25 protein-coding genes are annotated in these 24,851 nt (G+C 50.1%); 22 read left to right on the forward strand and 3 right to left on the reverse strand.

All coding sequences use genetic code 11. From position 1 onward, the window contains the following. Position 1 precedes the first annotated feature (1 nt). The 17 genes from M2277_RS20290 (at position 2) to M2277_RS20370 (ending at position 16,095) form a co-directional block, all read left to right on the forward strand. Positions 2–460 carry a phage tail tube protein gene (locus tag M2277_RS20290; RefSeq protein WP_006212529.1) on the forward strand — a complete coding sequence of 153 codons (459 nt, stop codon included), beginning with the start codon at positions 2–4 and terminating at the stop codon, positions 458–460. A 28-nt stretch (positions 461–488) separates the two neighbouring features. Further along, complete coding sequence (locus M2277_RS20295; RefSeq protein WP_006212528.1) at positions 489–911, forward strand: phage tail assembly chaperone; 423 nt, start codon at positions 489–491, stop codon at positions 909–911. A 194-nt stretch (positions 912–1,105) separates the two neighbouring features. Beyond that, entirely contained in the window at positions 1,106–3,022 is a 1,917-nt protein-coding gene (locus M2277_RS20300) for a phage tail tape measure protein (protein ID WP_280755440.1), read from the forward strand. A 1-nt stretch (position 3,023) separates the two neighbouring features. Continuing rightward, positions 3,024–3,743, forward strand: coding sequence for a LysM peptidoglycan-binding domain-containing protein (locus tag M2277_RS20305; RefSeq protein ID WP_280755441.1), 720 nt, complete (start codon positions 3,024–3,026; stop codon positions 3,741–3,743). A 12-nt stretch (positions 3,744–3,755) separates the two neighbouring features. After that, on the forward strand, positions 3,756–4,721 hold the full coding sequence (locus tag M2277_RS20310) for an XkdQ/YqbQ family protein (RefSeq protein ID WP_148246516.1): 966 nt from the start codon (positions 3,756–3,758) through the stop codon (positions 4,719–4,721). A 6-nt stretch (positions 4,722–4,727) separates the two neighbouring features. Further along, positions 4,728–5,024 (forward strand): DUF2577 domain-containing protein, encoded by a 297-nt coding sequence (locus M2277_RS20315; protein ID WP_280755442.1) that lies wholly within the window; start codon positions 4,728–4,730, stop codon positions 5,022–5,024. Further along, positions 5,021–5,449, forward strand: a complete 429-nt coding sequence (locus M2277_RS20320; RefSeq protein ID WP_280755443.1) for a contractile injection system sheath initiator — start codon at positions 5,021–5,023, stop codon at positions 5,447–5,449. The genes M2277_RS20315 and M2277_RS20320 overlap by 4 nt, the downstream gene beginning before the upstream one ends. Then, positions 5,427–6,485, forward strand: coding sequence for a baseplate J/gp47 family protein (locus M2277_RS20325; RefSeq protein WP_280755444.1), 1,059 nt, complete (start codon positions 5,427–5,429; stop codon positions 6,483–6,485). Before M2277_RS20320 ends, M2277_RS20325 begins: the two co-directional genes overlap by 23 nt. Next, on the forward strand, positions 6,482–7,027 hold the full coding sequence (locus tag M2277_RS20330) for a YmfQ family protein (RefSeq protein WP_280755445.1): 546 nt from the start codon (positions 6,482–6,484) through the stop codon (positions 7,025–7,027). Before M2277_RS20325 ends, M2277_RS20330 begins: the two co-directional genes overlap by 4 nt. Next, the gene (locus M2277_RS20335; protein ID WP_280755446.1) at positions 7,028–9,682 is read left to right on the forward strand and encodes a hypothetical protein; all 2,655 of its coding nucleotides are present in this window, start codon (positions 7,028–7,030) and stop codon (positions 9,680–9,682) included. It begins immediately after the preceding gene. A gap of 14 nt (positions 9,683–9,696) precedes the next feature. Continuing rightward, complete coding sequence (locus M2277_RS20340; RefSeq protein WP_280755447.1) at positions 9,697–10,266, forward strand: hypothetical protein; 570 nt, start codon at positions 9,697–9,699, stop codon at positions 10,264–10,266. Positions 10,267–10,285: 19 nt separating this feature from the next. After that, entirely contained in the window at positions 10,286–10,423 is a 138-nt protein-coding gene (locus M2277_RS20345) for an XkdX family protein (RefSeq protein WP_081742784.1), read from the forward strand. 295 nt (positions 10,424–10,718) lie between these two features. Further along, positions 10,719–11,171, forward strand: a complete 453-nt coding sequence (locus M2277_RS20350) for a phage holin family protein (RefSeq protein WP_006212518.1) — start codon at positions 10,719–10,721, stop codon at positions 11,169–11,171. Then, positions 11,158–11,943, forward strand: a complete 786-nt coding sequence (locus tag M2277_RS20355) for a glycoside hydrolase family 73 protein (RefSeq protein ID WP_280755448.1) — start codon at positions 11,158–11,160, stop codon at positions 11,941–11,943. Before M2277_RS20350 ends, M2277_RS20355 begins: the two co-directional genes overlap by 14 nt. A gap of 429 nt (positions 11,944–12,372) precedes the next feature. Further along, positions 12,373–13,788, forward strand: a complete 1,416-nt coding sequence (locus tag M2277_RS20360) for a deoxyguanosinetriphosphate triphosphohydrolase family protein (protein WP_063477710.1) — start codon at positions 12,373–12,375, stop codon at positions 13,786–13,788. Between the two features lie 23 nt (positions 13,789–13,811). After that, positions 13,812–14,918 (forward strand): LLM class flavin-dependent oxidoreductase, encoded by a 1,107-nt coding sequence (locus M2277_RS20365; protein WP_063477709.1) that lies wholly within the window; start codon positions 13,812–13,814, stop codon positions 14,916–14,918. Positions 14,919–15,060: 142 nt separating this feature from the next. Continuing rightward, positions 15,061–16,095 (forward strand): TRM11 family SAM-dependent methyltransferase, encoded by a 1,035-nt coding sequence (locus M2277_RS20370; RefSeq protein WP_280755449.1) that lies wholly within the window; start codon positions 15,061–15,063, stop codon positions 16,093–16,095. On the opposite strand, the gene M2277_RS20375 is transcribed toward M2277_RS20370, so the two are convergent. Together M2277_RS20375 and M2277_RS20380 are read right to left on the reverse strand one after the other, a co-directional pair. Next, entirely contained in the window at positions 16,040–16,351 is a 312-nt protein-coding gene (locus M2277_RS20375; RefSeq protein WP_036640726.1) for an MGMT family protein, read from the reverse strand. The two genes, M2277_RS20370 and M2277_RS20375, sit on opposite strands and share 56 nt — an antisense overlap. 134 nt (positions 16,352–16,485) lie before the next feature. After that, positions 16,486–17,439, reverse strand: coding sequence for a D-2-hydroxyacid dehydrogenase (locus M2277_RS20380; protein ID WP_063477708.1), 954 nt, complete (start codon positions 17,437–17,439; stop codon positions 16,486–16,488). Between the two features lie 297 nt (positions 17,440–17,736). Here M2277_RS20380 and thpR point away from each other — a divergent pair, with 297 nt between their 5' ends. The 3 genes from thpR (at position 17,737) to M2277_RS20395 (ending at position 20,042) form a co-directional block, all read left to right on the forward strand. Then, the gene (gene thpR / locus M2277_RS20385; RefSeq protein ID WP_036640722.1) at positions 17,737–18,306 is read left to right on the forward strand and encodes an RNA 2',3'-cyclic phosphodiesterase; all 570 of its coding nucleotides are present in this window, start codon (positions 17,737–17,739) and stop codon (positions 18,304–18,306) included. Between the two features lie 110 nt (positions 18,307–18,416). Beyond that, a complete protein-coding gene (locus M2277_RS20390; RefSeq protein ID WP_280755450.1) occupies positions 18,417–19,316 on the forward strand; it encodes a cell wall hydrolase in 900 nt (299 codons plus the stop codon). Between the two features lie 42 nt (positions 19,317–19,358). Continuing rightward, a complete protein-coding gene (locus M2277_RS20395) occupies positions 19,359–20,042 on the forward strand; it encodes a metal-dependent hydrolase (RefSeq protein ID WP_063477706.1) in 684 nt (227 codons plus the stop codon). Between the two features lie 86 nt (positions 20,043–20,128). On the opposite strand, the gene M2277_RS20400 is transcribed toward M2277_RS20395, so the two are convergent. Then, positions 20,129–21,304 carry an MGDG synthase family glycosyltransferase gene (locus tag M2277_RS20400; RefSeq protein ID WP_280755451.1) on the reverse strand — a complete coding sequence of 392 codons (1,176 nt, stop codon included), beginning with the start codon at positions 21,302–21,304 and terminating at the stop codon, positions 20,129–20,131. 340 nt (positions 21,305–21,644) lie between these two features. Between M2277_RS20400 and M2277_RS20405 the strand changes: the two genes are divergently transcribed. Continuing rightward, positions 21,645–22,226, forward strand: a complete 582-nt coding sequence (locus M2277_RS20405; protein ID WP_006212506.1) for a TetR/AcrR family transcriptional regulator — start codon at positions 21,645–21,647, stop codon at positions 22,224–22,226. Positions 22,227–22,441: 215 nt separating this feature from the next. Further along, positions 22,442–24,709 (forward strand): YhgE/Pip family protein, encoded by a 2,268-nt coding sequence (locus M2277_RS20410; RefSeq protein ID WP_280755452.1) that lies wholly within the window; start codon positions 22,442–22,444, stop codon positions 24,707–24,709. Positions 24,710–24,851: the final 142 nt, after the last annotated feature.

Consider the following 24,851-nt stretch of genomic DNA (forward strand, 5'->3'; position numbering starts at 1 on the left):
GATGGCATTTTTGCGGGCAAACGACACGATTTCCGGGCAAGAGGGCAAGGCATTCGTCAAAATTGGCGAGCGTATGGAGGAAATGTTCTACATTAAAACACTGGAAGCTACGGTGGAGAAGGAAAAAGCCGAGCTGAAAACGATGGGCCAACGCGCCGTGCAGCACAAAGCCATTGGCTGGAAGGGCAGCGGTACGATGACCATCTATTACGTGACTTCGCTCTTCCGCGAGCTGATGATGGAATACATCCAGACCGGCAAAGACGCCTACTTCATGATCGAAGTGCGTAATGAGGATCCGGGCTCGTCAACGGGGCGTCAGACGGTGATTTTGGAAGGCGTCAACCTGGACAGCGTGATTATGGCATCCCTCGACACCGAAGCGGAGGCGCTGGAGGAAGAAGTGGCTTTCACGTTTGAGAATGTGCGAATTGAGACGCCGTTTAACCCATTGGCCTAATACTTAACATGAATGAGGAGGAAGGAATATGAGCGATTTTAGTATGTTTTTTGCTGGACAGTCGTCTGCGGAGATCACGGAGGAATTCGTGGTCTCTGTTCGTTTTAAGGATGCTGAGGGGAGCCCCGTACCTTGGAAGCTGCGCAGCATCACGGAGGAAGAGAACCAGGAGTGCCGCAAAGCCGCTACCCGTAAGGTCAAGGGCAAGAACGGCGTATTCACGCCGGAAATCGACCCGAATGACTATATGGCGAAGTTGATGGTATCGAGCGTTATTTACCCGGATCTGAAAAACAGCGAGCTGCAAAAATCCTACGGCGTGCTTGGTGCAGAATCCCTGCTCCGCAAAATGCTGCTGCCCGGCGAGTTCGCCGCGCTTGGTGAGCGGGTGCAAGCCCTGAACGGTTTTGATCGGGATATGAACGATCTGGTAGACGACGTAAAAAACTAATCAAAGAGGGCGACGGTGACGCGAACTATGCGTACTACGCCCTCCATGAACTGCACATCCTTCCTCACCAGCTCATGGCGATGACGGTCCGGGAACGGGCCGCCATCTATGCCATGATCTCGATGCGGGTGGAGAAGGAGAAGCGCGAGCGGGTACGGAAGCGGAGATAGGTTGTAGAAGAAGGGGGTGAAGGAATGGCGAGTGTAAAGGATGCGTTGTCCTATTTGAATAATATGGCTAATGATATGATTGTGAATCAGCTGGTGCAGTTCGAAAACAGCTTCCAGCAGACCGTAAACCAAATTTCCAAAGCAGTGCAAGAACAGGAACAGCTGAATCAAAGAATTGAAGAAGGAGGGAAGAAAGCCGGGAAGCTCGGAAATGCTTTTAAATTGTTCAAATCTGTTTATAAGGCAGCCGATTTTGTTGCCAAGATGACGATTGTTCCAGCAGCCAAAGAACAAGCAATGGAAGACTTATTTAAAGTCAAGACTGGCAATGCTGAGGTCGGTTCAGCCATATTGGAGAATGTGAAACAGAACGCATTGAAAACCGGAGTTGATGTTAACGAATCATTAAACAATGCACTATCATTCATGTCGATGACTAAAAACTCAGATCAAATTTCACAATTAAACGGTTTTGCTGATCGGATGAGCGTACTCTCCTCTGGTAACAAAAGCTCGAAAGATGCAACTGCAGCAATTATGAGTGCGATGCAAGGTGATACTAGCGCCTTAGCTAAGAATTTTAATATTCCTGATTCGCAGATTAAAAGTTTCAATGCGGAGATCGCATCATCTAAGGGGAATTTTACTGCGTTTCTTTCGTCCATGGACAAGCTTCTTCAAAAATCAGGCATGACACAAGAAGCTATGGATGCCATGTTAAATTCGCCTGTTAATAAGTGGAAGGAATTAATGGGATCCGTTAACGATTCTTTTGTTCAGATGGGAGGTGGGGCTTTAGCCGCAATTATCCCAATTCTGGATATGTTAAATGCAGCTTTTGAAAACGGAACTTTTCAACCTTTCATTGACGCTATATCCATTGGATTAGCTGTAATTGCTGAGGGTTTCTTGTGGGTATCGCAATTGGTTCCTCCGGCTTGGGAGTTTATCAAAGGTACAATTACAGGAGTCGGGATAGTCATTTGGAATTTAATTAACATCTTGATTGGATTAATGCCTGTTTTTACTTTTGTAGGTGTTTTATTAGCTATACTTAACGCAGGATTTTTATACGGGAAAATCGCTGCATTGGGCTATGGTGCCGCTCAAATGGCTGCAGCTGTGAAGACCAGTCTCTTAACAGCAGCAACCAGCATCCAGGCTGGTGCGATGAGAATTCTTAATATGATTATTAATGCGAATCCTCTTATGTACTTAATCGCATTAATTATTGCTGTGATTTCAGCTTTCGGTGCTTGGAAAGTAGTAACCCTCGGACTTAAGCAAATATTCAGCAACGTATTCGGCTTCATCGTCGATCTTGCGCAAAACACCGTCAATACAGTAATTAATCTTATTAACGGCATCATCAAAGGTGTGAATGCGGTAGCTGGCTTTTTTGGCAAGGTTCTTGGCGTGGATACCAAGCAAATTGCAGAGATTGAATATAAGGCGGACTTTACGAATTTTAAGGAAAATGGGAAGGATTTTATAGAAGATTTTTCGATGGATACGATTAAGGACAGTTTCATGCCGGATAAGAGTGCGGGCAAGAACAACGAGGATCTTTTGGAGCAGTACAATATAGGCAAAACCGGTTACGATGTTACGATGCCGAAAACAACTCCAACCCCGGCCATGCCCGGGATGTCTTCCATGCCGGCCATGTCAAGTGCCCCAATTCCTGTAGCCGCTGCGGGCGGCAGCATCGATTCCATCGGTCAAGTGGACAATTCGGTCGACGTGGCGAGCGAGGATCTGAAGGTCATGCGCGACCTGGCGGAAGTGAACGCGATCAGCAATATGATCACCCTGACGCCGACTGTACAGATGACAACGGGGGATATCAACTCCGGCGCCGATCTGGATACCATCATGTCAAGAATAAATCGTACGCTGGAAGAACAGTTTGTGTCCAGTGCCGAGGGGGTGTATTTGTAGCATGAGCGACTACGGATTTTTCCTGAGCTTTAATAACCAGGAGGAGGTTTTTCGATTTCCGGTGAACCCTGAGCGGATTGAAGTCAAGGATAGTGGTGAGGGCAAATCCTATACGGTAGCGGGACTTGGCGAAGTGAATGCGATTCTGCATCCGAAGCTGACGGAGATTTCGTTTGAGAGCTTTTTCCCGGGCAGGGTATATCCCTTTGTCCATCTAGGGTCTGATGAGAAGCTGAAACTTCCAATGGAATACGTGAATACCATCAAAGGCTGGATGGAGAGCCGCAGACCGGTACGTTTTGTGATGACGGGGCTTGTTCCCGATCCGCTGAGCGGTACAGACGGCAAGAATGTGGTGCGGGCGATGAAGTCATTTGGCATCAACATGGCGGCATCCATCGAAAGCTTCAACTGGAACACGATGTCCGGATCGCCGGAGGATATTGAATTCTCCATTACCTTAAAGCGCTATGTGTTCTATGGGGCAAGGAAGGTGGTACCGCTCAAGGATAAGAAGGCGGCAGCCGTGAAGAAGGAAGACCGGCCGGATGACCGGAAGAAGCCCGTCTCCTATACGGTTGCCAAAGGCGACACCCTGTGGAGCATTGCCCAAAAGCTGCTCGGGAGCGGCTCGCGCCATACGGACATCCAAAAACTGAACGGAATCCAGGACCATGAGGTTCGGAAGCTGGCGATTGGCCGGGTTCTCAAGATTCCTTAAGGAGGTGGCTGCATGATCGAGCTGATGATTGACCGAAAGAATGGAAGCGTGTGGGATCTGGGGCAGATCGTAACGGATATTACATGGAAAACAAGCCGTCAGGCAAAGCCGGCGAGTCTTGATATCAACTACGTCAACAATGGTCTGGCGCAGAGCAAGGAATTTGACGTGGAGAACGGTGACATTGTGCGTTTCCGCAAGGATAACAAGGACCTATTTTATGGCTATGTTTTTTCAAAAGAATGGGGGTTGGACGCCCAGGTGAAACTGATGGCCTACGACCAGCTGCGCTATTTGTCCAGCAACGACACCTATCGGTTCACCAATGCCAAGGTAGAGGAAATCATTCGCAAGATTGCCAAAGATTTTAATCTGAAAACAGGCACGCTGGCCCAAACCGGCCATACGATTCCCGCGATGCTGGAAGCAGACAAAAAGCTGATTGATATAATCTGCAAGACGCTGGAGTCCACGCTGATTGCGACCAAGCAGTATTATATGTTTTATGACCAGTATGGTGAACTGACACTTCGCAACATCAATGATATGCTGCTCATGCTCGCTGTTGGAGAAGACAGCCTGATGACGGATTTTTCATATAAAAAAAGCATCGACAACGAAACGTACAACCGCGTTAAAGTCGTGCGGGACAACAAGGAGAGCGGGAAGCGGGACGTGTATATGTACCAGCATGGGCAGAACATCGCCCAGTGGGGCTTGCTGCAGCTGTACGAGGTGGCAGACGAGAACATGAACCCGGCCCAATTGAAGCAGCTGGCACAGAATTTGCTCGAACTGAAGAACAGGGAGCAGCAGACGCTGTCGATTGAGGCTATGGGAGACTTGCGGGTCCGTGCGGGAAACACGATTTATGTCAATCTTCCCGAAGAAGGGCTGAAGCCGTACCTCATCGATGAATGTACGCATAAATTCTCGGACGGTACGCACACGATGTCGCTCAATATGAAGGTGGTGTAAGCAGGAATGCTGGATATTATCAAAAAAGCCAGTCTCAGCGCCGTAGGAAGCACGAATCCGATGGCGGTGCTGTACGGCACAGTCACATCTGTACATCCTCTGGAGGTGAACGTGGATCAGCGTTTCAGCCTGACGGAGGATTTTTTGGTTATCGGCGAGTCGATGACCGAGTATAAGCTGAACATCGGCGGCGAAGAGTATTACATTCGCAGAGGGCTGGAGATTGGGGATACAGTGCTGCTAATTCGTTATCAGGGCGGGCAGACATACCTCGTGCTGGATCGGCTGGTGAAGCCGTCATGATCCCGCAGGGAGGAACGATTCTACCGGGTAGTGAGATCGTGGAAACGCTGGAGCAGCCCAGTTTGACGTACCAATTGAACCTGGAGGAAGGCTCGATATCCGGTCACATAGACGGTCTTGAGGCTGTTAAGCAGGCTGTCGTAAAAATCCTTCAGACCCGCCGGTTTGAGCATTTGATCTATAGCAGTAACTACGGGCAGGAGCTGGATTCCGTCATCGGGCGTGACCCGCTGTGGGCTTATGCCGAAATCGAGAGGCACATCAAGGAAGCGCTGCTGCAGGATGACCGGATTGTGTCCGTGGATGATATGAATATCACTTTTGCGGGCGAGCAGGCGATGGCGGAATTTACGGTTCGGAGTCTGTATGGGACTTTCAATATGACGAAGGAGGTGAGGGAGGATGGTAGAGGAACAGACGTATGAAGCCATTCTGGAGCGGATGCTGGATCGGATTCCGGACGGCATGGACAAAAGAGAGGGCAGCATCATCTACGATGCGTTGGCACCTTCTGCTGCTGAGCTTGCTCAGATGTACGCGGAATTGGGATATTCCATGAATCTGAAATTTGCCGCTACGGCATCGGGTGAATATTTGGATCGGAGCATTGCGTGGTCGGGATTGACCCGGAAGCAGGCTACTAAAGCGCAGCTTTTGGGGCACTTTTCTGGCAGTAATGGTGTCCCGGTGGATGTACCGCTGGGAAGCCGGTTTTCGTTGGATCCGCTGAACTATAAGGTCATTACCCGGCTGGAAGCGGGTCAATATATTGTGGAATGCGAGACGATCGGGAAGGATGGCAACCGCCGCTTCGGTTCGCTGCTGCCACTGGAATACATTGAAGGCTTGGTGAAGGCAGAGCTGATGGAACTGTGGGTACCAGGCGAAGATACCGAGTCGGACGAAGCGTTGTATGACCGTTACCGGGAAAAAATCGCTCGTCCCGTGACCAGCGCGAACCGGAATCAATATGAGCTGTGGGCCAGAGAAAAGGCCGGAGTTGGCAAAGCCAGGGCTTTTCCGTTGTGGAATGGTCCGGGTACCGTGAAGGTCGTGCTGCTCGACAATGAGATGCGATCGCCGACGCCTTCTGTTGTGGAATCGGTGCAGCAGTACATCGATCCGACCATGGATGGGATGGGCGAAGGAGCGGCTCCCGTCGGCTCGGTGGTTACCGTTGTTGGCGCGAATGAAGTGCCCGTTCATATCGAAGTGCAGGTTACGCTTCTGGAAGGAGCCGGCATGGATGGCGTGCAGGAAGCGATTGAGCAGGGGGTTCGCCAGTATCTTAAAGATCTCGCCATGTCCGATCCATTGGTCCGGTTTAACCGGATTGCCAACGTGATTTTGGACATACCCGCGGTAATCGACTATGAGGTACTGACCATTAATGGAGGAACGGACAGCATTCCCATTCACCCGGAAGCGGTAGCCGTCTTGGGGACGGTGACGGTCCAATGAGCAAAGCGGAGGTTTGGCTGAGTTACCTGCCGTCCTTTTATCACGATGTTCGGGAGATGAAAGCCATCGCCGGAGCCGAAGGGACCGAGCTGGACAAGCTGACGCAGGAACTTGAGGATCTGCTGGATCAGTATTATCCAGAGACTGCTACCTGGGCGCTGTCCCGATATGAGCAGGACTTGAACATTCCGGTGAATCTGTCCAAGCCGATAGAGCAGCGGCGCTCGGTTATTATCTCGAAGATGCGGGGGAGCGGGAAAGTGTCGGCCAGCATGCTCAAAAACGTGGCGCAGGCCTACGAGCGGGGCAGCATCGAAGTAACCGTACAGCCGGATGCGTATAAAGTGACAATTCATTTTCGGGATACGCTGGGCATTCCCCCGAATTTAAGCGATCTGAAATCGGCCATTGAGGAGATTAAACCTGCGCATATGACTGTCGATTACGCGCTGCGTTATCTCACGATAGCCGAGGTGGAGGGCATGACCTTTGATGAAATATCAGGAACAACACAAGACAGATTGTTGGGAGGAGGAGCTTAAATGACAAATCCGGTTACACCGAATATCGGATTAAACAAAATCGATCGAACCTCACCGTCCACGACGTATTTCGATCTGGATAAGTATATCGATCAGAACGCGGATGCCGTAGATCAGTTCGCGGGTGCAGCCAGTGAAGCAATCGGCGCTTTGGAAAAGCGCCTGGACACGGAAGAACGCAGGGAAGTCGTGCTGCAGCCAGGGCTCCAGATCGTGAACGCAGAGCGGAGCGCACCTTTTAAGTTGAGCGGGATTAAAGGGCGGACGCTGGTGAATTTGCTCGGGCGGGATGGGGGTTTTGAATCTGTAAACAGATGGTCCGCAGCGTATCAAACATCGGTAATGCTCGATACCGGCATGAAGGAAGGGGGTTCAAGTTCTCTAAAAGTTTCAGCTACGGGAACCGCATCATCCGAGCATTATATTGACCACGAGGGAATACCTGTAAAGGTGGATGCTCATTACATCCTGGTAGGAATGGCTAAGCCATCAAATAATAAAAGTAAAGCCTACATGAGGATATACGGGTTAGACTCAAACAATCAACCTAACAATATTTATGCAGCATCAAATACAGTGGAGGATACAGCAAGCTTCAAACCTGTCGTTCTAAAATTTAAGCCAACAGCCGTAATAAAAGTTGTTGCTAGATTGCAGCTAAAAGATTCATTAGGCAATGAAATATATATTCAGGATGGGCAGTCGGGAAACTATGATTCCATTCGAATATACGAGATATCTGCCACTGAATACACTGCACTTGACAGTATGACACCAGAACAAATCGCCGCCAAGTACCCATACGTCGATAGTGTTCAGCCTGTACGAAACCCGTATGTAATCCGGTATGGGGAGAATTTGGCCCCTACACTATATGAGGGTACTGTCGGTAGTTCTATGAGCATAATGTCAGCTTATTCTGCTTTAATCAAAGCAACGGGTTCAACGGTAGTGCAGTATGGTTCTAATCTCGTTTCTGCTATACCGAATACTATCTACACACTCCGGGCGAAAGTTACTATGAATGGTCAAGAAAAATATAGTGGAGTGTATGTGGATGTAATGGGGTACGACAATGAAGGGCGAACTGTATTAGACACGATCGGAACCTCTATTTCTGGGACGGGTACTGGCCTCGATACATTTACCACGCCAGCGAATATCAAAACTATGGAAGTCCGTATTGTAGTACCCGACAGCGCCGAAGTTGGCGACTATGTTGTCAAAAATATAATGCTCAACATCGGCTCCACTCCCAAACCGTTCAAACCGCGTGAAGACTCCATGCTCGCGCTGCAAACGGATCTATACGCCGATCCGCTGACGGGTGCGAATGCTGACGAAGTGTTTGAAAAGGATGGGCAGTATTTCAAGCTGGCAAAGTGGAAAAAGGTCGAGCTTGATGGGTCACATGATTGGAGAATAGAGCAAACCTTATCCAAAAGTGGCATGAAACGCGTAATCTGTTCGGAATTTATGGACGGAACTTCATTTGGAAATTATGCTGCGAAGTATGACGGGAAAATTCTAGGGGAGATAGGCAGTGTAGACATTATTGACTCGTTTCTAAATAATCGTACAAATGGGCTATTTTACATTGTTATTTCCAACACCGATAGCGGATGGGGCGATAACTACACGCCGACAGCCGACGAGATTAAGGCGTATTTTATGGGCTGGAAGATGTATGATGGGTCGACAAATCCTAATGGAGACGGTGTTTACAATAGAACTGATGGACTTCAAAAATGTTGGGCAAAAAGAGCACTAAATGGTGATTTTTGGGGTGGTGTCGCATTGAATGTGCCTAAAGATACCTATCCTGAATTTATACGAGATTTTGGATTTTACCAACTCGTATACCAACTCGCAACGTCAATCGTCGAGCCTATCGTTTCCGAAGGCATGCTGACGTTTAATGTAGGCGAAAATCAGATTGAGGTGGGGACGGGGATTGTGCTGCGGGAGTCAGCGAAGCCTACGTACTATTCGGCTAATGGAAATTACTATATCAACAATACAGCAGTAAGTGGAAGCTTACTAAAGAATAAGGTGTCTCTCATATTGAGGGTTTACCGCAATGGGCACGTTGATAATTCCGTAAAGATCGAAAATGATGCTAATGCATATGGCAAACAGCACGTAAGATTTTTACCGTCAGATTTCAATCAATCCGCAGCCTACTCCGCCACATACCTGATGCTAGACAAGTTGCCTATCTCCCCACTCACCGGATCCTACGCAGCTAGCGAGAAAACCATGCTCCATGAACTGACCGACGCCGTGCAGAAGAATGCGACCACTGTATCTGTGCTGATGAACAAAAAGGCGGATAACGATGCACCGGGGTGGATTACACCTACGTTGTTGAACGGGTGGGTGAATTTCGGTGGTGGCAATGCTGCTGCCGGGTTTATAAAAACGCACGGATTCGTTATTTTAAAGGGAACAATCACCGCAGGGGCCATAGCAAACGGAACAACTATATTAACTTTACCAGAGGGCTACCGACCTAAAGAACGTAAGTTGTTTGTGGTTTATTCCAGTGGAAACACGGGCATTCTAGCGTTGCTTGCTGATGGTCGTCTAGTTATTGATGTACTAACTAGTAGTATTTCAATATCATTGGATAATATAGTCTTCTTGGAAGAATGATAAGGAGGTATCACATGAAAGCCGTACCTAAAGTAAATACAGACGGCCTCTATTTAGAGGACACACTTGTGGACGATGCCTTTTCCGGTGTCGTCCCTTTTTATTCCCACATTGAACCTGACGTTTCTACAACAGTAGACGCTACAGAACCAGAAGATGAGTCGTCAAACGACCCTGACTCCAGTCTCTCGGGCTACATTGTAGGCATCCCGACAACTCCCGGCTTGTACCGCCCGTGTTTTGATCTCGCAGCCTGGAGTGCATACCAGTCTGCCATAAGCGCAGCTCAAGACTCATACCAACGAGTCCTTTCGGAGTGGCAAGCACTGTCGAAGGAAGAACGCGGCGAAATGCCGGTTCTGGAGTCCACACCTCAGCCGACTCTATGGATTGAAGGCTTAACCCCGGAAGAAATCGAGGAGCTAACAAAACCTCAACCGCAGGAAGCCAATGAAGTGGATCGCCTAGGCAGCGAGATGGTGACACGAGAACTGGAAGCCTTGGAACTGCGTCAGCAGAATGAGGCGCAGGGCGCTCAAATCGTAGGGCTTGAATTGCGGCTGCTGTCACTTGAAAATAGCTGAACGAAAGGAGCGGGAGACGATGTTTGAGAACGATTTTGAACGATTGAAATACTACTATGAAAAAAAATGGGCGCAGAAGCCCCAATTGAGACTGTATGTTTCATTCGGTGTAATCACGCCAGAAGAATTCGAAGTTATTACTGGCGAGGTCTACTAAACGCTGCTTTGAATGACTCTACAGTAAACCAGACTTCAACGGAGAAGGCGGAATCAGGCTGGAGAAGCGAAGCGGTCGCCTTTGTCCACGGATTTTAACCCTATCGATAAAGTTACAAGAAAATCTGGGGGCAACAGCGATCGGAAGCATGATCCGCATGCGAAGTGGTGCACATACTAAAAAGGTGATCTCTATTAGGATCAGCTATGAATAACTTCAATTCTAACTTCAATCCAGTCCTCGGCTCACCGAGGGCTTTTTCACACCCTCAAAACCATATAAAGGAGGAGCAATTATGTATGAGCACATCGGTCAGATTTTTAAGATGCTGGTGGCGGGGACGGGGGCCGTGACAGGGTACGTCTGGGGCGGGTGGTCGCTGCCGCTGCATCTGTTGTTATGGTTCGTGGTGATCGATTGGCTGACTGGATGGGGCGCGGCCTGGATGAACGGTGAGCTGCGCAGCCGCATTGGTTATACTGGTATTGCACGAAAAATGACCATTTTTCTCATCATCGCCCTGATGCATCTGGTGGACCGGGTGCTGGGAGAGATGAATTATTTTCAGAATACCGTGATTTTCTTCTATCTTGCGAATGAGCTGCTGTCTATTATTGAGAACGTTGGGCGAATGGGAGTACCGATCCCTCAGTCCCTGCGTAATGTGGTACAGGTGTTCCAGATCAAATCCGAAGAAGGGGACAAGCAAACCGAAGGAAAGGAGGAGAAAAAGAATGAAGCCTCTTGAATTTATTGCCCGACTTGCCCCTATTGCTGTTCAGGACATGCGTAAATACGGGGTACCGGCTTCACTTACGCTGGCCCAGGCTATTTTGGAGTCGAATTGGGGAACGAGCGGTCTCACGCAAAAAGCAAATAATCTGTTCGGTATCAAGGGAACCGGTCCGGCGGGAAGTGTCACCATGCAGACAACGGAATACCGGGGGCAGACACCTTATACAACCAACGCCCAGTTCCGCAAGTATAACAGCTGGAGCGAATCGGTTGCTGATCATACGCGCCTCATCCTGAATGGAACGAGAGACAAGCCAATGCGTTACCATGGCGTGTTATGGGCGGACTATAAAACGGCAGCTACGGAGATATGGAAGGGAGGCTACGCTACAGATCCCAATTATCCGAAAAAGCTGATCTCCCTTATGGAGCAAAACACACTTCATCAGTATGATGTACCCAGTCCGGAGGAGGAGGAAGGCATGAAAATCGAACAATTAACAGCGGAGCTGCAAAAGACACAAGAGCAGGTACGTCAGCTTAACGAGCAGTATGCTTCCGCATTGAAAATGTTAACAGAACAGAGCAATACCATGAAGCAAATGAACTCCAGGCTCAAGGACATAGAGAGTGGAAAGTCTGCAAAAGTTCCAAGCTGGGCAGAACCCGCGATACAGGCTGCTCAGCAGGCAGAGGTTTTGAATGACCCGGAAGGCAGCTTCGATTTTTACCGAATCATGACTGTCCTGCACCGGGTAGGGGTCTTTAATAACGAGAGTAAGTGACAAGCACTGTTTTACGACATACGAAACGTCGCTAATTTTGCAGCATCTAACAGCCGTATTGGCAGAAAAAAACTTATTGTGAAACACTGGGGTCGCCAATAGGCGGCCTTTTCATTCGGTACGGGTTTTGTGTGATCCTAGAAGCATCTGGTGCTTTACATAATGTAAGCTTTATTACGCTCCAATCCATCCTTTTTACATAACATGAAATGCTTGGCAGAGGGAGAGTCTGCTCACCGTGTCGGTGTTTGAAGCTTGGTATATGAAGGAAAATCCTCCACAGCGGATAACAGGCGTTACGATAGGGGTATACAATGAGGGAACGGGTACAGAAGGAATAACCTTTTTCTTTCAGAAGCGAGATGGCATATAATCTAAGGAACGAACAATTCAGAATCGACCATAAACAGATAAACAGGAGTGGGGAAAATGAGACTGAGGGAGCTTAGAGAGCATCGCCAATACCCGGAGCAGACGAAGTCCGATGCTTCGCGCGCAGTATACGAGCGGGATTATTCCCGCCTGATCCATTCGCCGACGTTCCGCAGGCTGCAGGGGAAGTCACAGGTATTCGGTGCAGGCACCGGCGATTACTACCGAACGCGCTTAACGCATTCACTGGAGGTTGCGCAGATTGCACGGGAAGCGGCGCGAAGCCTGACCCGTCATTATCCTGAAGTGCTGCCGGAACAAGCCGAGAATGCGGGCCTGATGATTGATCCCGAGGTGGTGGAATGTGCGGCAATCGCCCATGATTTTGGACATCCTCCATTTGGTCATAAGGGTGAAGAGGTACTCCAGGGCATTCTGGAGAAACTCATCGACCGCAGAACCGAGAAGGAGCTGACGCGTCAGCCGGGTACACCGACACCGGAGCAGGCTGCTGAAGTGCAGCGGGCGATGCGTCGAAAATATGAGCATTTTGAAGGGAACGCGCACAATTTTCGGCTGATCATGTTTTTGGAGAAAAGAGAGAACGTGAACGGGCTCAACCTGTCCGATGCGGTTCTGCTTGGAATTAATAAATATCCGTTCTCCGGTTTGGTGAATCCGAAAGGGATGTACCGGCATGAATGGGAATATATCTCCCACATCCGGGAGGCTTGGCAAATTCCTGGCGCGTATCGGACGCTCGAAGCGCAGCTGATGGACCTCTGTGATGACATCGCGTATTCCGCGCATGATCTGGAGGATGGCATTAAAGCCGGAAAGATTGAGGTCCATGAGCATTTTCTGCGGGACAGTCATCTGAACAAGCTGATCGTGGAGAAGATCATGACGCTGGAGGACGAGGTGTGGAAGGGCTGGACCCCTGAGAAGATTCATCCGAAGGTGGATTCGGTGCTGGATGAGTTCCTCAAGATTTGGAATGAGAAGATGCCGACCTGTGAGAATGACTATTCCCGTACCCGGCGCGAGGTAAAGGCCTATTGGGTGAGTCTGTTTGTAGGCAGCCTGGGCGTGATCACGAACGGGGACTGGAAAAAGGTGACGTTTGTCAGAGACGGTGCGGAGGACGAGGATATGCTGCGCACGGTCAGCGTCCTGAAAAGTTTCGCCTGGGTGACCATGATTCGCGACCTGCGGGTCCAGCGTCTGCAAAAACGCAGTGAGTGGATTATTAAGCGCCTGTGGGACGCTTTTCTTGATCCTGTTGCCTCAACGGCCATCATTCCATCGGATTGGCTTCAGCGTTATGAAGCGGATCAGAAGCGGGCGCACCCGATCTGGACATGGGAGCATATGGTGATTGATTATATCGCGGGCATGACGGATGCCTTTGCCGAGAAAATATACAACGAGTTATATGGCCTGAAGGTTGGCTCGATCTACGATCTGGATTAGGGGTCAGGAGAAGGAGGGAGCTTATGAACAACCCATTGAAACTTAGCGTGCTTGATCTTGTTCCGCGTTTTGGGGAGAGCACCTTCGAGGAGGCCCTTTTGCATGCGGTGGATCTGGCACAGCATGCGGAAGCGTGGGGCTACCGTCGTTACTGGGCGGCGGAGCATCATGATCTGGAGCACTTGTCCTGCGCTTCGCCCGAGATTCTGCTCTCCCATATCGGCGCCCGGACAGAACGTATTCGCCTCGGCTCCGGGGCCGTGCTGCTGCCGCATTACAGTCCGCTGAAGGTAGCGGAGAATTTCCGTATGCTGGCGGCGCTGTATCCCGGACGCATCGATCTCGGGATCGGGCGGGCGCCGGGAGGTTCCGCGCATACAAGCATGGCGCTTAACGGAAATTTCCTGGGCCACGTGGCAGATTTGCCTCATCGGATTCGGGCCCTTACCGAACTGCTCGAAGACCGGTATCGCTACGAGGATGTGCCGGTGGCAGCGAAACCGGTTCCTGTAACGGAGCCGGTTATGTGGATGCTCGGCACGAATACGAAGAGTGCCGGTTATGCGGCGGAATTCGGCACGGGGTATGTATTCGGCCAGTTCATGAGCGACACGGATGGTGCCGAGGTTTTGCGCTCTTATCGTGAAGGTTTTCAGCCCAGCGCACGTCTGCGAGAACCGCACACGATGGTGGCAGTAAGCATTGTGTGTGCAGAGACGGAGGAACGAGCAGGCGAACTTGCTGCTGAAGCTTCCGGGTTCGGACAGCGCCCGCTGCCCTCGGACCGCTTGGACACGGGGGCAGCTGCTCCCGAACAGAGCTCTGCTTCAACCAGGATTGGACAAGCTGAGTTTTATGGATCGGCCGATCGCGATAAAGGGGGGAGCCGCAGCCGAGATCCGATCTACAACGGAGATCCGGCAGGCAAATCCAGACAAGGAAGTCCGGATACGGCTGCTTCCAGGACGCCAGGCCCTAGTCGACTTATTGTCGGTACGCCTGCAAGCGTGCACCTCAGGCTGCAGAATATGGCAGAGCAGTATGAATGTGACGAGTTCTTGATTGTTACACCGGTGAGTGATTATGCTGCGCGGCTGGCATCTTATCGTCTATTAGTAGAATCCATATAGTTCTCTTTATAATAGAAGAAACTATTCTAAACTGCGCAGCATTTTATTTCCATACAACATTTATCCTGCCACATATGTATTAATGCGTACGTTTAAGCTGATGCAGGGTACTCACCTATATAATAGAAGGAAGTAGAAATAAATGACGAATTTCGTTCAAGATGACATTGCATGGGGCCCTTCTTCCATAAGGGATAAGTCATCATATCTGTATACTTACGCCTGTCATGAAACAGAGCGTGAGCTGTGCTTCATGGAGCTGGCCGAGCTGTTCGGACATATGCCGGATGGAGAGGACTGGCTGGAAAGCGAGCAATGGGTGGATCCGGATCGCAGCCCATTCCTGTCCGCTTGCCTGGATGTCAGGGTGACTGGCAATTCGATAGAACAAATGGCAGAGCAAGCAGGCCAAATTCAGCTTAGGAACGCCACCTTCAAAGTTGTTTCCCTAAAGGCGGGAGATCCTTATACTTATGATCAATTACGCGAGTTTGAGCGGAGGGTAGGCCGCCGAATCGCAGGAACAGCACAGATGAAATCACCCGATATCACGTTTGGGATGATATCCATAGACGGCATCTGGCGCTTGGGCATACTGCAAGAGCCAGCGCGTGCCTGGCTGAAGCATAAGCAGAAGCCGCAAAATTACTCCACAGGTCTTAGCTCTCGGTTAGCAAGGGCATTGGTTAACATCGCTGCACCTGAACCCGATGGGGTCATGCTGCTGGATCCCTGCTGTGGAATGGGAAATGTTCTGATCGAGGCGTTGTCGATGGGAATTTCGGTCGAGGGCTGTGACATTAACCCGCTTGCGGTGCGGGGAGCAAGGGTGAACCTGAAGCATTACGGTTATGATGACAACATAGTTGCCATTCATGATATGAATACATGGCAAGGACATTATGACGCGGCTATTCTGGATCTTCCTTATAATGTGTGTTCCGTTTTCCCAGAGGAAGAGAAGTTGAAGATGCTGCATAGCTTACACGGGTTGGCAGATCGGGCGGTTATCATTAGCACGGAACCATTAAGGGGACATCTGCAGGAGACGGGGTGGAAGGTGCTTCGTCATAGCACGACCCGCAAGGGGAGTTTTGTAAGAGAAATCTGGCTGTGTGTATCTATTCCGCAGGATCGTAACCAAATTTCTTCAAGTCGATCATGCCCAGGTGGTTAACCGTAACGCCTTCGTCCTGCAGGTACAGCTCCTGCATTAATCTGGACTCATCGTCCTTGATGGCAATTTCGCCTTTGGCATTAACAACCCGATGCCATGGAAGCTTATGAATATGACTTTGGGTGTGAAGTATTCTAACGACTTGGCGTGCGGCCCGCGGACTCCCAGCCAATCGGGCTACTTGTCCATAAGTCGCCACATATCCTTCGGGGATGCTCTGGATCACTTCGATCACGCGTTTCGTAAATGGCTGCATACATGTTCACTCCTGCCGGCATTGGGATTATTATATAAACGAATAGGGTGTCCCGAGGATACAGATCACGGGACACCTTTCTATTTGCTTCAAGATCGCTTCAAACGAATGTTCAGACTTCTTGCACTCTGATCCTAGTACGACTTGCTGTAATCGATCACATTGCGGGATAGCGGCTCGCCGTTTACATAGTTCTTTAAATTTTCCAGGAAAATAGCCACGGCTCGCTCGCTGTAGCGATCCGTATCGCCCGCCGTATGCGGCGTGATGATAACGTTGTCCATCGCCCACAGCGGATGATCCGACGGAAGCGGCTCTTCCTCGAAGACGTCAAGGCCTGCACCCGCCAATGACCCGTCCTGAAGCGCCCGAATCATATCATCGGTTACCACGGTCTGGCCTCGACCCACGTTGATGAAAATAGCGGTGTCCTTCATAGCGGAGAATCGTGCTTGATTGAATAAGCCCTGGGTCTCATCCGTCAGCGGGAGGATGTTCACGACATAGTCGCCCTCCGCCAGCGCTTTATCAAGCTGATCGACCTTATACATCACTTCTATATGGGGATCTGATTTACCGGAATGACGAACCCCGACCGTCCGCATGCCGAACGCCTGCGCGACACGTGCGGTGTGGCTGCCGATCTGGCCGACGCCGACAATGACAATCGTTTTGCCTGCCAATTCTGTGAAGGTACCCGAAGTATCCCATTTCTTGTTCGACTGCTGCCGGATGGAAAGATGCAGGTTGCGGGTGAAGCCCAGGATCATGGCAAAAATATGCTCCGTAATCGGAACGCTATGTACACCGCTGGCATTGGTGAGGCGGATGTCCTTTTCCTGAAGCTCTGGAAGCGGCATTTTATCCACGCCAGCGGACCATGCTTGTATCCACTTGAGTTTACTGTTCGCAGACAAGACATCCTCCTGGATGGAGCGCGACCAGCCGATCAGTATTTCGGCATCCTGAACTATGCTTGTCGTAAGCTCTTTGGCTTTTGTAACGATCAGCTCATAGCCGGGGGCGATATCCTTGATTTTTTGCTGCTGCTCGGTGGTTAAGTCGTGAATGGCAACGATTTTCGGCATGGTACTACCTCCTGGGGAATGTGATGATAATACAGAATAAAAGCGATACTCTCTTTGGAACATATTATCAGAAATCATGGCTTTGCGCATGGCGGAACCCGTCCGCTTAACAAATTTATACATGTATTATTGTCCGATTTATGGTAAATTGAAGCTTCATCATATTTTTAGGCGAAATGATGTACCCCTCATATTTATTTTCAGGCTCTATTGCTCACACTATAAACGAACTGCGAAAACATGGTGCTTATAGCAGCCGATGGCTGCTTGATGATGATTAGGAAGGAAGTGTCTTAGTTGAGCCATTCGGCTGAGGGAGCTATGGATCGTTTATTTGTTGCCGTTCATCTGCCATCCGAGGTATCTTCCCGGATTCAGGAGTGGGCGGACAAGCTGGCAGAGCATGTGAATTTCAAAAAATGGGTTCATCCGCAGGATTATCACATTACTTTACAGTTTCTAGGTGATACACCGACTCATCGCATTGAGGAATTGACGAAGGGGCTTCAGCAGGTAGCCGGGGAGCACAAGCCTTTCAAACTTGGCATACAGGATGCCGGCGTGTTTGGGACAAGCAGCTCACCCCGGATTTTATGGACAGGGGTCGGCGGAGATTTGAATGCGTTGGCCCATCTTCAGCAATCGGTGGTGTCCAAAATGCAATCCTTCGGATTTGCGCCGGAGGATCGTCCCTATCGTCCACATATTACCATCGCCCGGAAATTTCAAGGAAACGAAAAATTTTCATTGGATGAAATCGGAAGAGGACCCGATCCTATCCAGTGGAACGTGCAGGAGCTTGTTCTTTTCCGTACAAATTTGCAGTCGATTCCGATGTACGAAACTGTAGGTGTGGCGCGGCTTTAAACCTTTTTCTGAAATTGAAAATAAAATGTTCATAAAATTACCATGTTTTCAACGCCTAAAAATGTGGTTACATAGTGTAGGAAATGTGCCGACATCATAGGAGGAAAAATATGGTTATGAAAATTCTTCGGCAAAATCGCTGGGTTGCGCTGCTCATCGGAGCGCTCTTTGTGAGTTTGTCTCTTATAAGTTTGCTTGGAATGCAGGCAGAAACAACTGAAGGGGAAGAACAGCAGCAGGACATGCCGAAGTTTGTGATGGCTGCCCTGGCTCCTGAAGGCGACCCTGATACATTAGCGGTAAAAGCGAGTACAAAGCAGGATAGGGAACCTGTCAACATTTTGTCTTCAATTGTTTTCCATGAGTGGAATAAGCCGGGTGGCAAGCAGGACGCTTTTTCAAGTTCAAAGGGTATTGGTTTGGCTGATCCCGGGAACTTATACTCACAAAAAACATTGAAGACTGCAGATGAGAAGAAGGAAGAATCCAAATCTCAGGATGCAGACGGGAAACCGGCAAAACAAAAGGGGACACATGTCGTCAAATCACAGGCTAAAAGCCTAACACCCCCCACAACTTTATTCTTCACAAGAACAAATACGTTAACCCAGGCTCAGAAAGATAAAGCAACCTGGACCTATGATTTGTCAGCTGAAGAGCTGCTTCTGCTCCAGAAGATTGTCATGGCAGAGGCGGAAGGCGAACCGTACGAAGGCAAAGTAGCAGTTGCTAATGTTGTCTTAAACCGGCTGCGGTCAGCCAATTTTCCCGATACTATTACCGATGTAATCTATCAAAAGCACCAATTTAGTCCTGTAGCGAACGGGCGTCTTAAACGTGTCCAGCCAAACGAGGAGACGATCAAATCTGTGAATGCGGCACTTCACGGCCAAAAGGAAGTAAAGGACGACACGTATTTTTTCCTGTCTCTAAAGCTTGCTCAGGACCTGACGGTTCATCATTCAAGAACGTTCGTGAAAAAAATAGGGAACCACTCTTTTTACAAGTAGTGCCCATACGGGTAAACTAGTATGTAGGAGGTGTGTTTAACCATGAATATTACGTATTACGGCCATTCTAGCATGTTGGTGGAAGAAGGCGGAGTTCGTGTTATCATCGATCCGCTGCTTTCAGGCAATCCAGGCTCCGGTATTAAACCAAGCGATGTGAAAGTTGATGCGGTTGTGCTGACGCATGGGCACTCCGACCATTTTGGCGATTGCATCGAGATTGCCAAGCAGAACGATTGTCCGATTATCGCGGTTTATGAACTCGCGGTGTACTGCGGTACCCAGGGCGTCAAATCCCATGGCATGAATATCGGCGGAAGCGCACAGTTTGACGGCTTTAAGGTGAAGTTTACCCCGGCCTTTCACTCTTCATCCATTTCGGTAGGGGACACCTGGATCTATGCAGGGCAGCCTGGTGGCGTCATTCTGACGATGGGCGGCAAAACATTCTACCATGCGGGTGATACGAGTCTGTTTGGGGATATGCGCCTGATCGGGGAGATGAATCACATCGATGCAGCTGCGCTGCCGATCGGTGACATGCTGACCATGGGTCCGGAGGACGCTCTGCTGGCCGCACAGTGGATTCGTGCGAGGCATGTGATTCCAGTGCACTATGACACCTTCCCGGGCATTAAACAGGATGCAGGGGCCTTCTGCGCCGAATTGGCCAAAACCGGTATTCAGGGTCATCCGTTGAAAGCGGGAGAAAGCCTCGAAATATAGATGGGTTAATGCAAAAAAAGCTTCCCTGTCCTCCGTGACAGGGAAGCTTTTTGTTTGAATAGACAATGTAAGAATTAGAATGGATATTAGGGCTGGTCCGCCAATATCTTGATGGTTTCTTCCTGATGGCCGGGTATGCGTCCTTCGTTCAGCAGCCCCATCACCTGGCCTGCGCAGTGATCCGGCTCCAAATGCCGAATGCGCCGCCTGCCTGCATCATTACGGTGTTTCGTTACTTGATCATAGCGATCCGACAGCAGATTCAACCATTTATCGATAACGGAAGCAGAATCCAGAATCTCCGCATAGCCTTCGCTAACAAAAAAGTGGGAATTCACTTCCTCCTGTCCCGGGATCGGCTCGTAGAACAGCATGGGAATCCCTTTGGCGGCTCCTTCCGTACAAGTCATTCCGCCGGGCTTCGTAATGAGCAGGTCCGACACGTCCATGAGTTTATGTATATCCTCACGATAACCAAGGACGTGGATGTTGGGGTGCTGAAAGATCGGATCCTCGCGCATGCTGGCCACCAGCTTCTCGTTCTGTCCCATACAGAAGACAAGCTGGATATCACCGGCCCGGCTTGCCAGCTTACTGAGCAGTTCCTTATTGAATACGAGACCCCATCCGCCGCCCATAATCAGTACTGTAGGCATGTTTTTTAATTGAAGCTCGGCTTGAAGCGCCTTGCGATCGCCCCTTTCCCAGAATTTCGGATGCACGGGAATGCCGGTCACATGTATGTATTCCGGCAGAATGTCCCGGAGCATGAGCATCTTTTTCACATGGGGAGTGGATACGAGATATTCATCGACTTCCGGATTAACCCAGGTGCCATGTGCATCATAGTCGGTGATGAGTGTATAGAGCGGAACCTCAAGTCCTTGACGCTTCAGGCGTGAGACCACGGCGTTAGGAAACGGGTGCGTACATATGATAAGATCCGGCTGCAGCTCCTCGATCACCCGCTGGGCCTGTGCATAGAAAATCCGGTGAAGCGCGAGCCGCGTCAGACGGTTTAACGATTTCTTATATTGCGAACGGTACAGCATGCCGACAAGGCGCGGCCTGGTGCTGACGGTTTTTCGATAAGCGGACAAGATTAACGGCCCTACGGTCGGATTTAAAAAATTGCCAAGCTCAATGACACGGCATTGGATGCCGGGACTCATCCGTTGTATACCTTCAGCCAGCGCATACGCTGCTTGCGTATGTCCTGTGCCGAATCCCTCGGAAAAGAGGAGCACTCTTGTATATCGCATGGTTTCACCTACTTCTTTCTCCCTCTATCTTACAAAACAGGAATCGTTTTTTGAAGAGCGGCGCGAAAAAAAAGAGTATGCACCCTAAGTATACGCGCAAAAGGGAAAAGCATTTCAATTATTTTGCGGCCCCATATTCGTTGATCGACGTTTTTCTTTCATTAGACGTTATAATAAGATTTGAACACTTCACTTGGAATTATTTAAAAATTTAACGAAAGATATTGCAATGGAATCGATAATCTGATAAAGTGATTTTTGACCGAATGACCAGAATTGTATTATGGTCAGTTTCGAGGGTAAGACCAATCTTAAGAAGATCATAGAAGGAGGGGTAAGCATGCCAGCTGTGGACCGTCGGAAGCAGGTGCTAGATGCTGCCTCCAAGTCGTTTGCTTTGTTCGGATATAAAGCGACGACGATGGAACAGGTGGCGAAGATTGCGAATGTTGGGAAAGGTACGATCTACACGTTTTTCACGAATAAGGATGAACTGTTTGACGAAATTCTGCTCTCGGCGATTATGGAGATGAAGCGTCTTGCGGAGCGGGAGATCAAGAAGGACAGGGATTTCTTTGACAATCTGTATCGCGTGCTGGATGCGCTGCTTGAATTCCGGAGCGAGCATGAGCTGTTCATCAAGCTGTCTCAGGAAGTGCGGGATATCGGCACGCCGAAGGCGCATGAAGGATTGACGAAAGTGGAGAACGGGATCGTCGGCTATCTCCAGGGGATTGTGGAGCATGCCATATCGATCGGTGAGATCAAACCGCTGGATGCTCAAGTGGTATCCTTCGTGATGCTGAAGCTGTACGTTGCGCTCACGACCGACTTTAATCAGCTTCATGAGCCATTAAGCAAGGAACAGATCAAGGAATATATGATGGTGTTCCTGGCTGACGGGTTGAAGGCCTCTTCATAAGAGGTAAGAATGCAGCCTCCTTCGTGATGAGGAAGGCGGACTCTCTTGGCTTGAGGGATCGTCTTCCTTGCCAGCGATCGCTTTTTTTTGGTTTAAACTGACCGAATGAGAGAATTGGTCATTATGTACTGGTTTGGAAATGTTATCTGCCTGTGATGCAGATTCATGTCGGCAAAATAGCTGCTGTATCTAGAGAAAAAAAGGAGAGAGACTGGATGAAGTCATTATCTGTATTTGCAAAGGATCTTGGCGCTGCCGTTCGGAACAAAAAAATCTTGATTCCGATTATCGCGGTGCTGTTCATACCGGTCATGTACAGCGGTATGTTCTTGGGGGCCTTCTGGGACCCCTATGGAAAGATGGAGGATTTGCCTGTAGCGGTCGTCAATAACGACCAGGGCGCTGTTTTTGAAGGGAAGACGCTTCAGGCTGGCGAGGATTTGGTCGCCGAACTGAAGAAGGGAAAAGATTTTAATTGGCAGTTCGTTGACCGGAATGAAGCTGAGCAGGGCATGCAGGATAATAAGTATTACATGACCATCAGCATTCCGGAGAATTTCTCGCAGCAGGCGACAACTTTAATGGATGAACATCCGCAGCCTGCGCAGATCGTATTTGAGCCGAATGAAGGCTACAACTTCCTGGCAGCCCAAATTGGCGGATCTGCCGTGAAGCAGATTCAGTCCAAGGTGTCCGCGAAGGTAACGGAAGCCTACACGGAGACGCTGTTTGATCAAGTAGCCAAAGTATCCGATGGTTTAAGCGAAGCCGGAGACGGCGCAACCAAGCTGTCCGAAGGTGCCGTTAAATTGGACGATGGCGCCGTGAAGCTGAAGGAAAATCTGGCTAAGCTGGTCAGCGGCACGCAAGAGCTGCAGGACGGAATTGCGCCTTTAACCCAAGGGGTGCAGGAACTAAATAACGGTGCTGGCAAGCTGAACACGGGAGCAGGCACCCTCGCCTCCGGTTTGGATCAGCTTAAAGCGGGTCACAGCCAGCTGCAGGCAGGTGCTGAGGAAGCAAGCAAGGGCAGCGCGAAGCTGCAAGCAGGGATTGAATCTGCTGCAGCGGGCAGCACCGGTCTCCATGAAGGGCTGCAAGCCAACCAGGCCGGAGCTTCCCAGCTTGCGGCAGGAGCGAAGAGCGCTCATGAAGGCAGCAGCAGCCTTAAAGCGGGGCTGAATCAATCGCTGGAAGCTACGGCTGCCCTGGAGCAAGGGGCTCAGGCTGTTGCGGATGGATTGAAGAAGCTGGCAGAAGGGAATCCGGAGCTTGCGCAGAGTCCCGAGGTTCAGCAGCTGCTGGCAGCGAGCCAATCCGTGTCATCCGGCACGAGCGAGCTGAATGCGGGCCAGAAGCAGCTGGCACAAGGTGCAGCGGAGCTGAACCAGGGCACGCAGCAGCTGCAGGAAGGCGCAGGCAAGCTGAGCGCAGGAGCGGCTCAGCTGACTGAAGGCGGCAAGCAGCTTGCAGCCGGCGGCCAAGAGCTGCTGGCGGGTGCAAAGCAGCTGAATGCCGGCCAAAGCCAATTGGCTGACGGCATGAAGCTGTTCGGCACGAAGCTGAGCGAAGCGGCAGCCGGTGGCAAGGAGCTTGCCAGCGGTGCGGCCACGCTCTCGCAAGGGACGCAGCAGCTGGCCGGCGGAGCAGGCAAGCTTGGAAGCGGCGTAACTACGCTGGCCGACGGCTCGAAGCAGCTGGATTCCGGCGCCGGAGAACTGGTGAGCGGAATGAATGAATTGAAGGATGGCAGCGGGGAGCTTGCAGGCAAGCTGAACGAGGCTGCCGGCAAGACGGGCGACATTAAGACAACCGACGAAACGGTGACCATGTTTGCCGGACCGGTACAGGTTGAAGAGCACAAAGTGAATGAAGTGCCGAACTATGGTACGGGCTTCGCACCATACTTCCTGTCGCTCGGCTTGTTTGTCGGGGCATTGATTTCTACGATTATCTTGCCGATTCGCGATGCTTCTGTTCCGAATGCATCCGGATGGAACCGGTTTGTCAGCCGTACATTATCCTTCGCCGGTATGGGATTGATCCAGGCATTACTGGCTGTGGTCGTCATGCTGTACGGGTTGAAGCTTGAGGTGCAGAGCGTTCCGCTCTTCTATCTCTTCTCCTTCATTACAAGTTTGTCGTTTATGTTCCTGGTGCAAACGTTCGTAACCTGGCTGGATCAGCCTGGACGCTTTGTTGTCATTGTGATTCTGATCTTCCAGTTGACCACGAGCGCAGGCACGTTCCCGGTGGAGCTCATTCCAGGCTGGATGAAGGCATTAAATCCGCTGCTGCCGATGACATACAGTGTCAAAGGCTACAAGGACGTCATTTCCACAGGAAGCTTCGACGGCATGTGGGCCAGCGCAGGCGTACTGGCCGGATTCGGTTTGGTATTCCTGGTTTTGACCGCCGTATACTTCCTGGCTGCCCGAAATAACAAGAAGGCGGCAGAGAGCGACGCAGCGGTGACTGCTTAAGCAAGATCACATTTATATGTAAGCAAAAAACAAAGGGACTTCCCCAAAGGTCGATCGGATCTGGGGGAAGTCCTTTTTTTAATGACCAGATGAGCTTGGCAATGTATACTTGAGCACGCTCTAAAGACGGATCCATTTGGAC

The sequence above is a fragment of the Paenibacillus sp. LBL genome, assembly GCF_029893715.1.
Taxonomy (GTDB): domain Bacteria; phylum Bacillota; class Bacilli; order Paenibacillales; family Paenibacillaceae; genus Paenibacillus_AQ; species Paenibacillus_AQ glucanolyticus.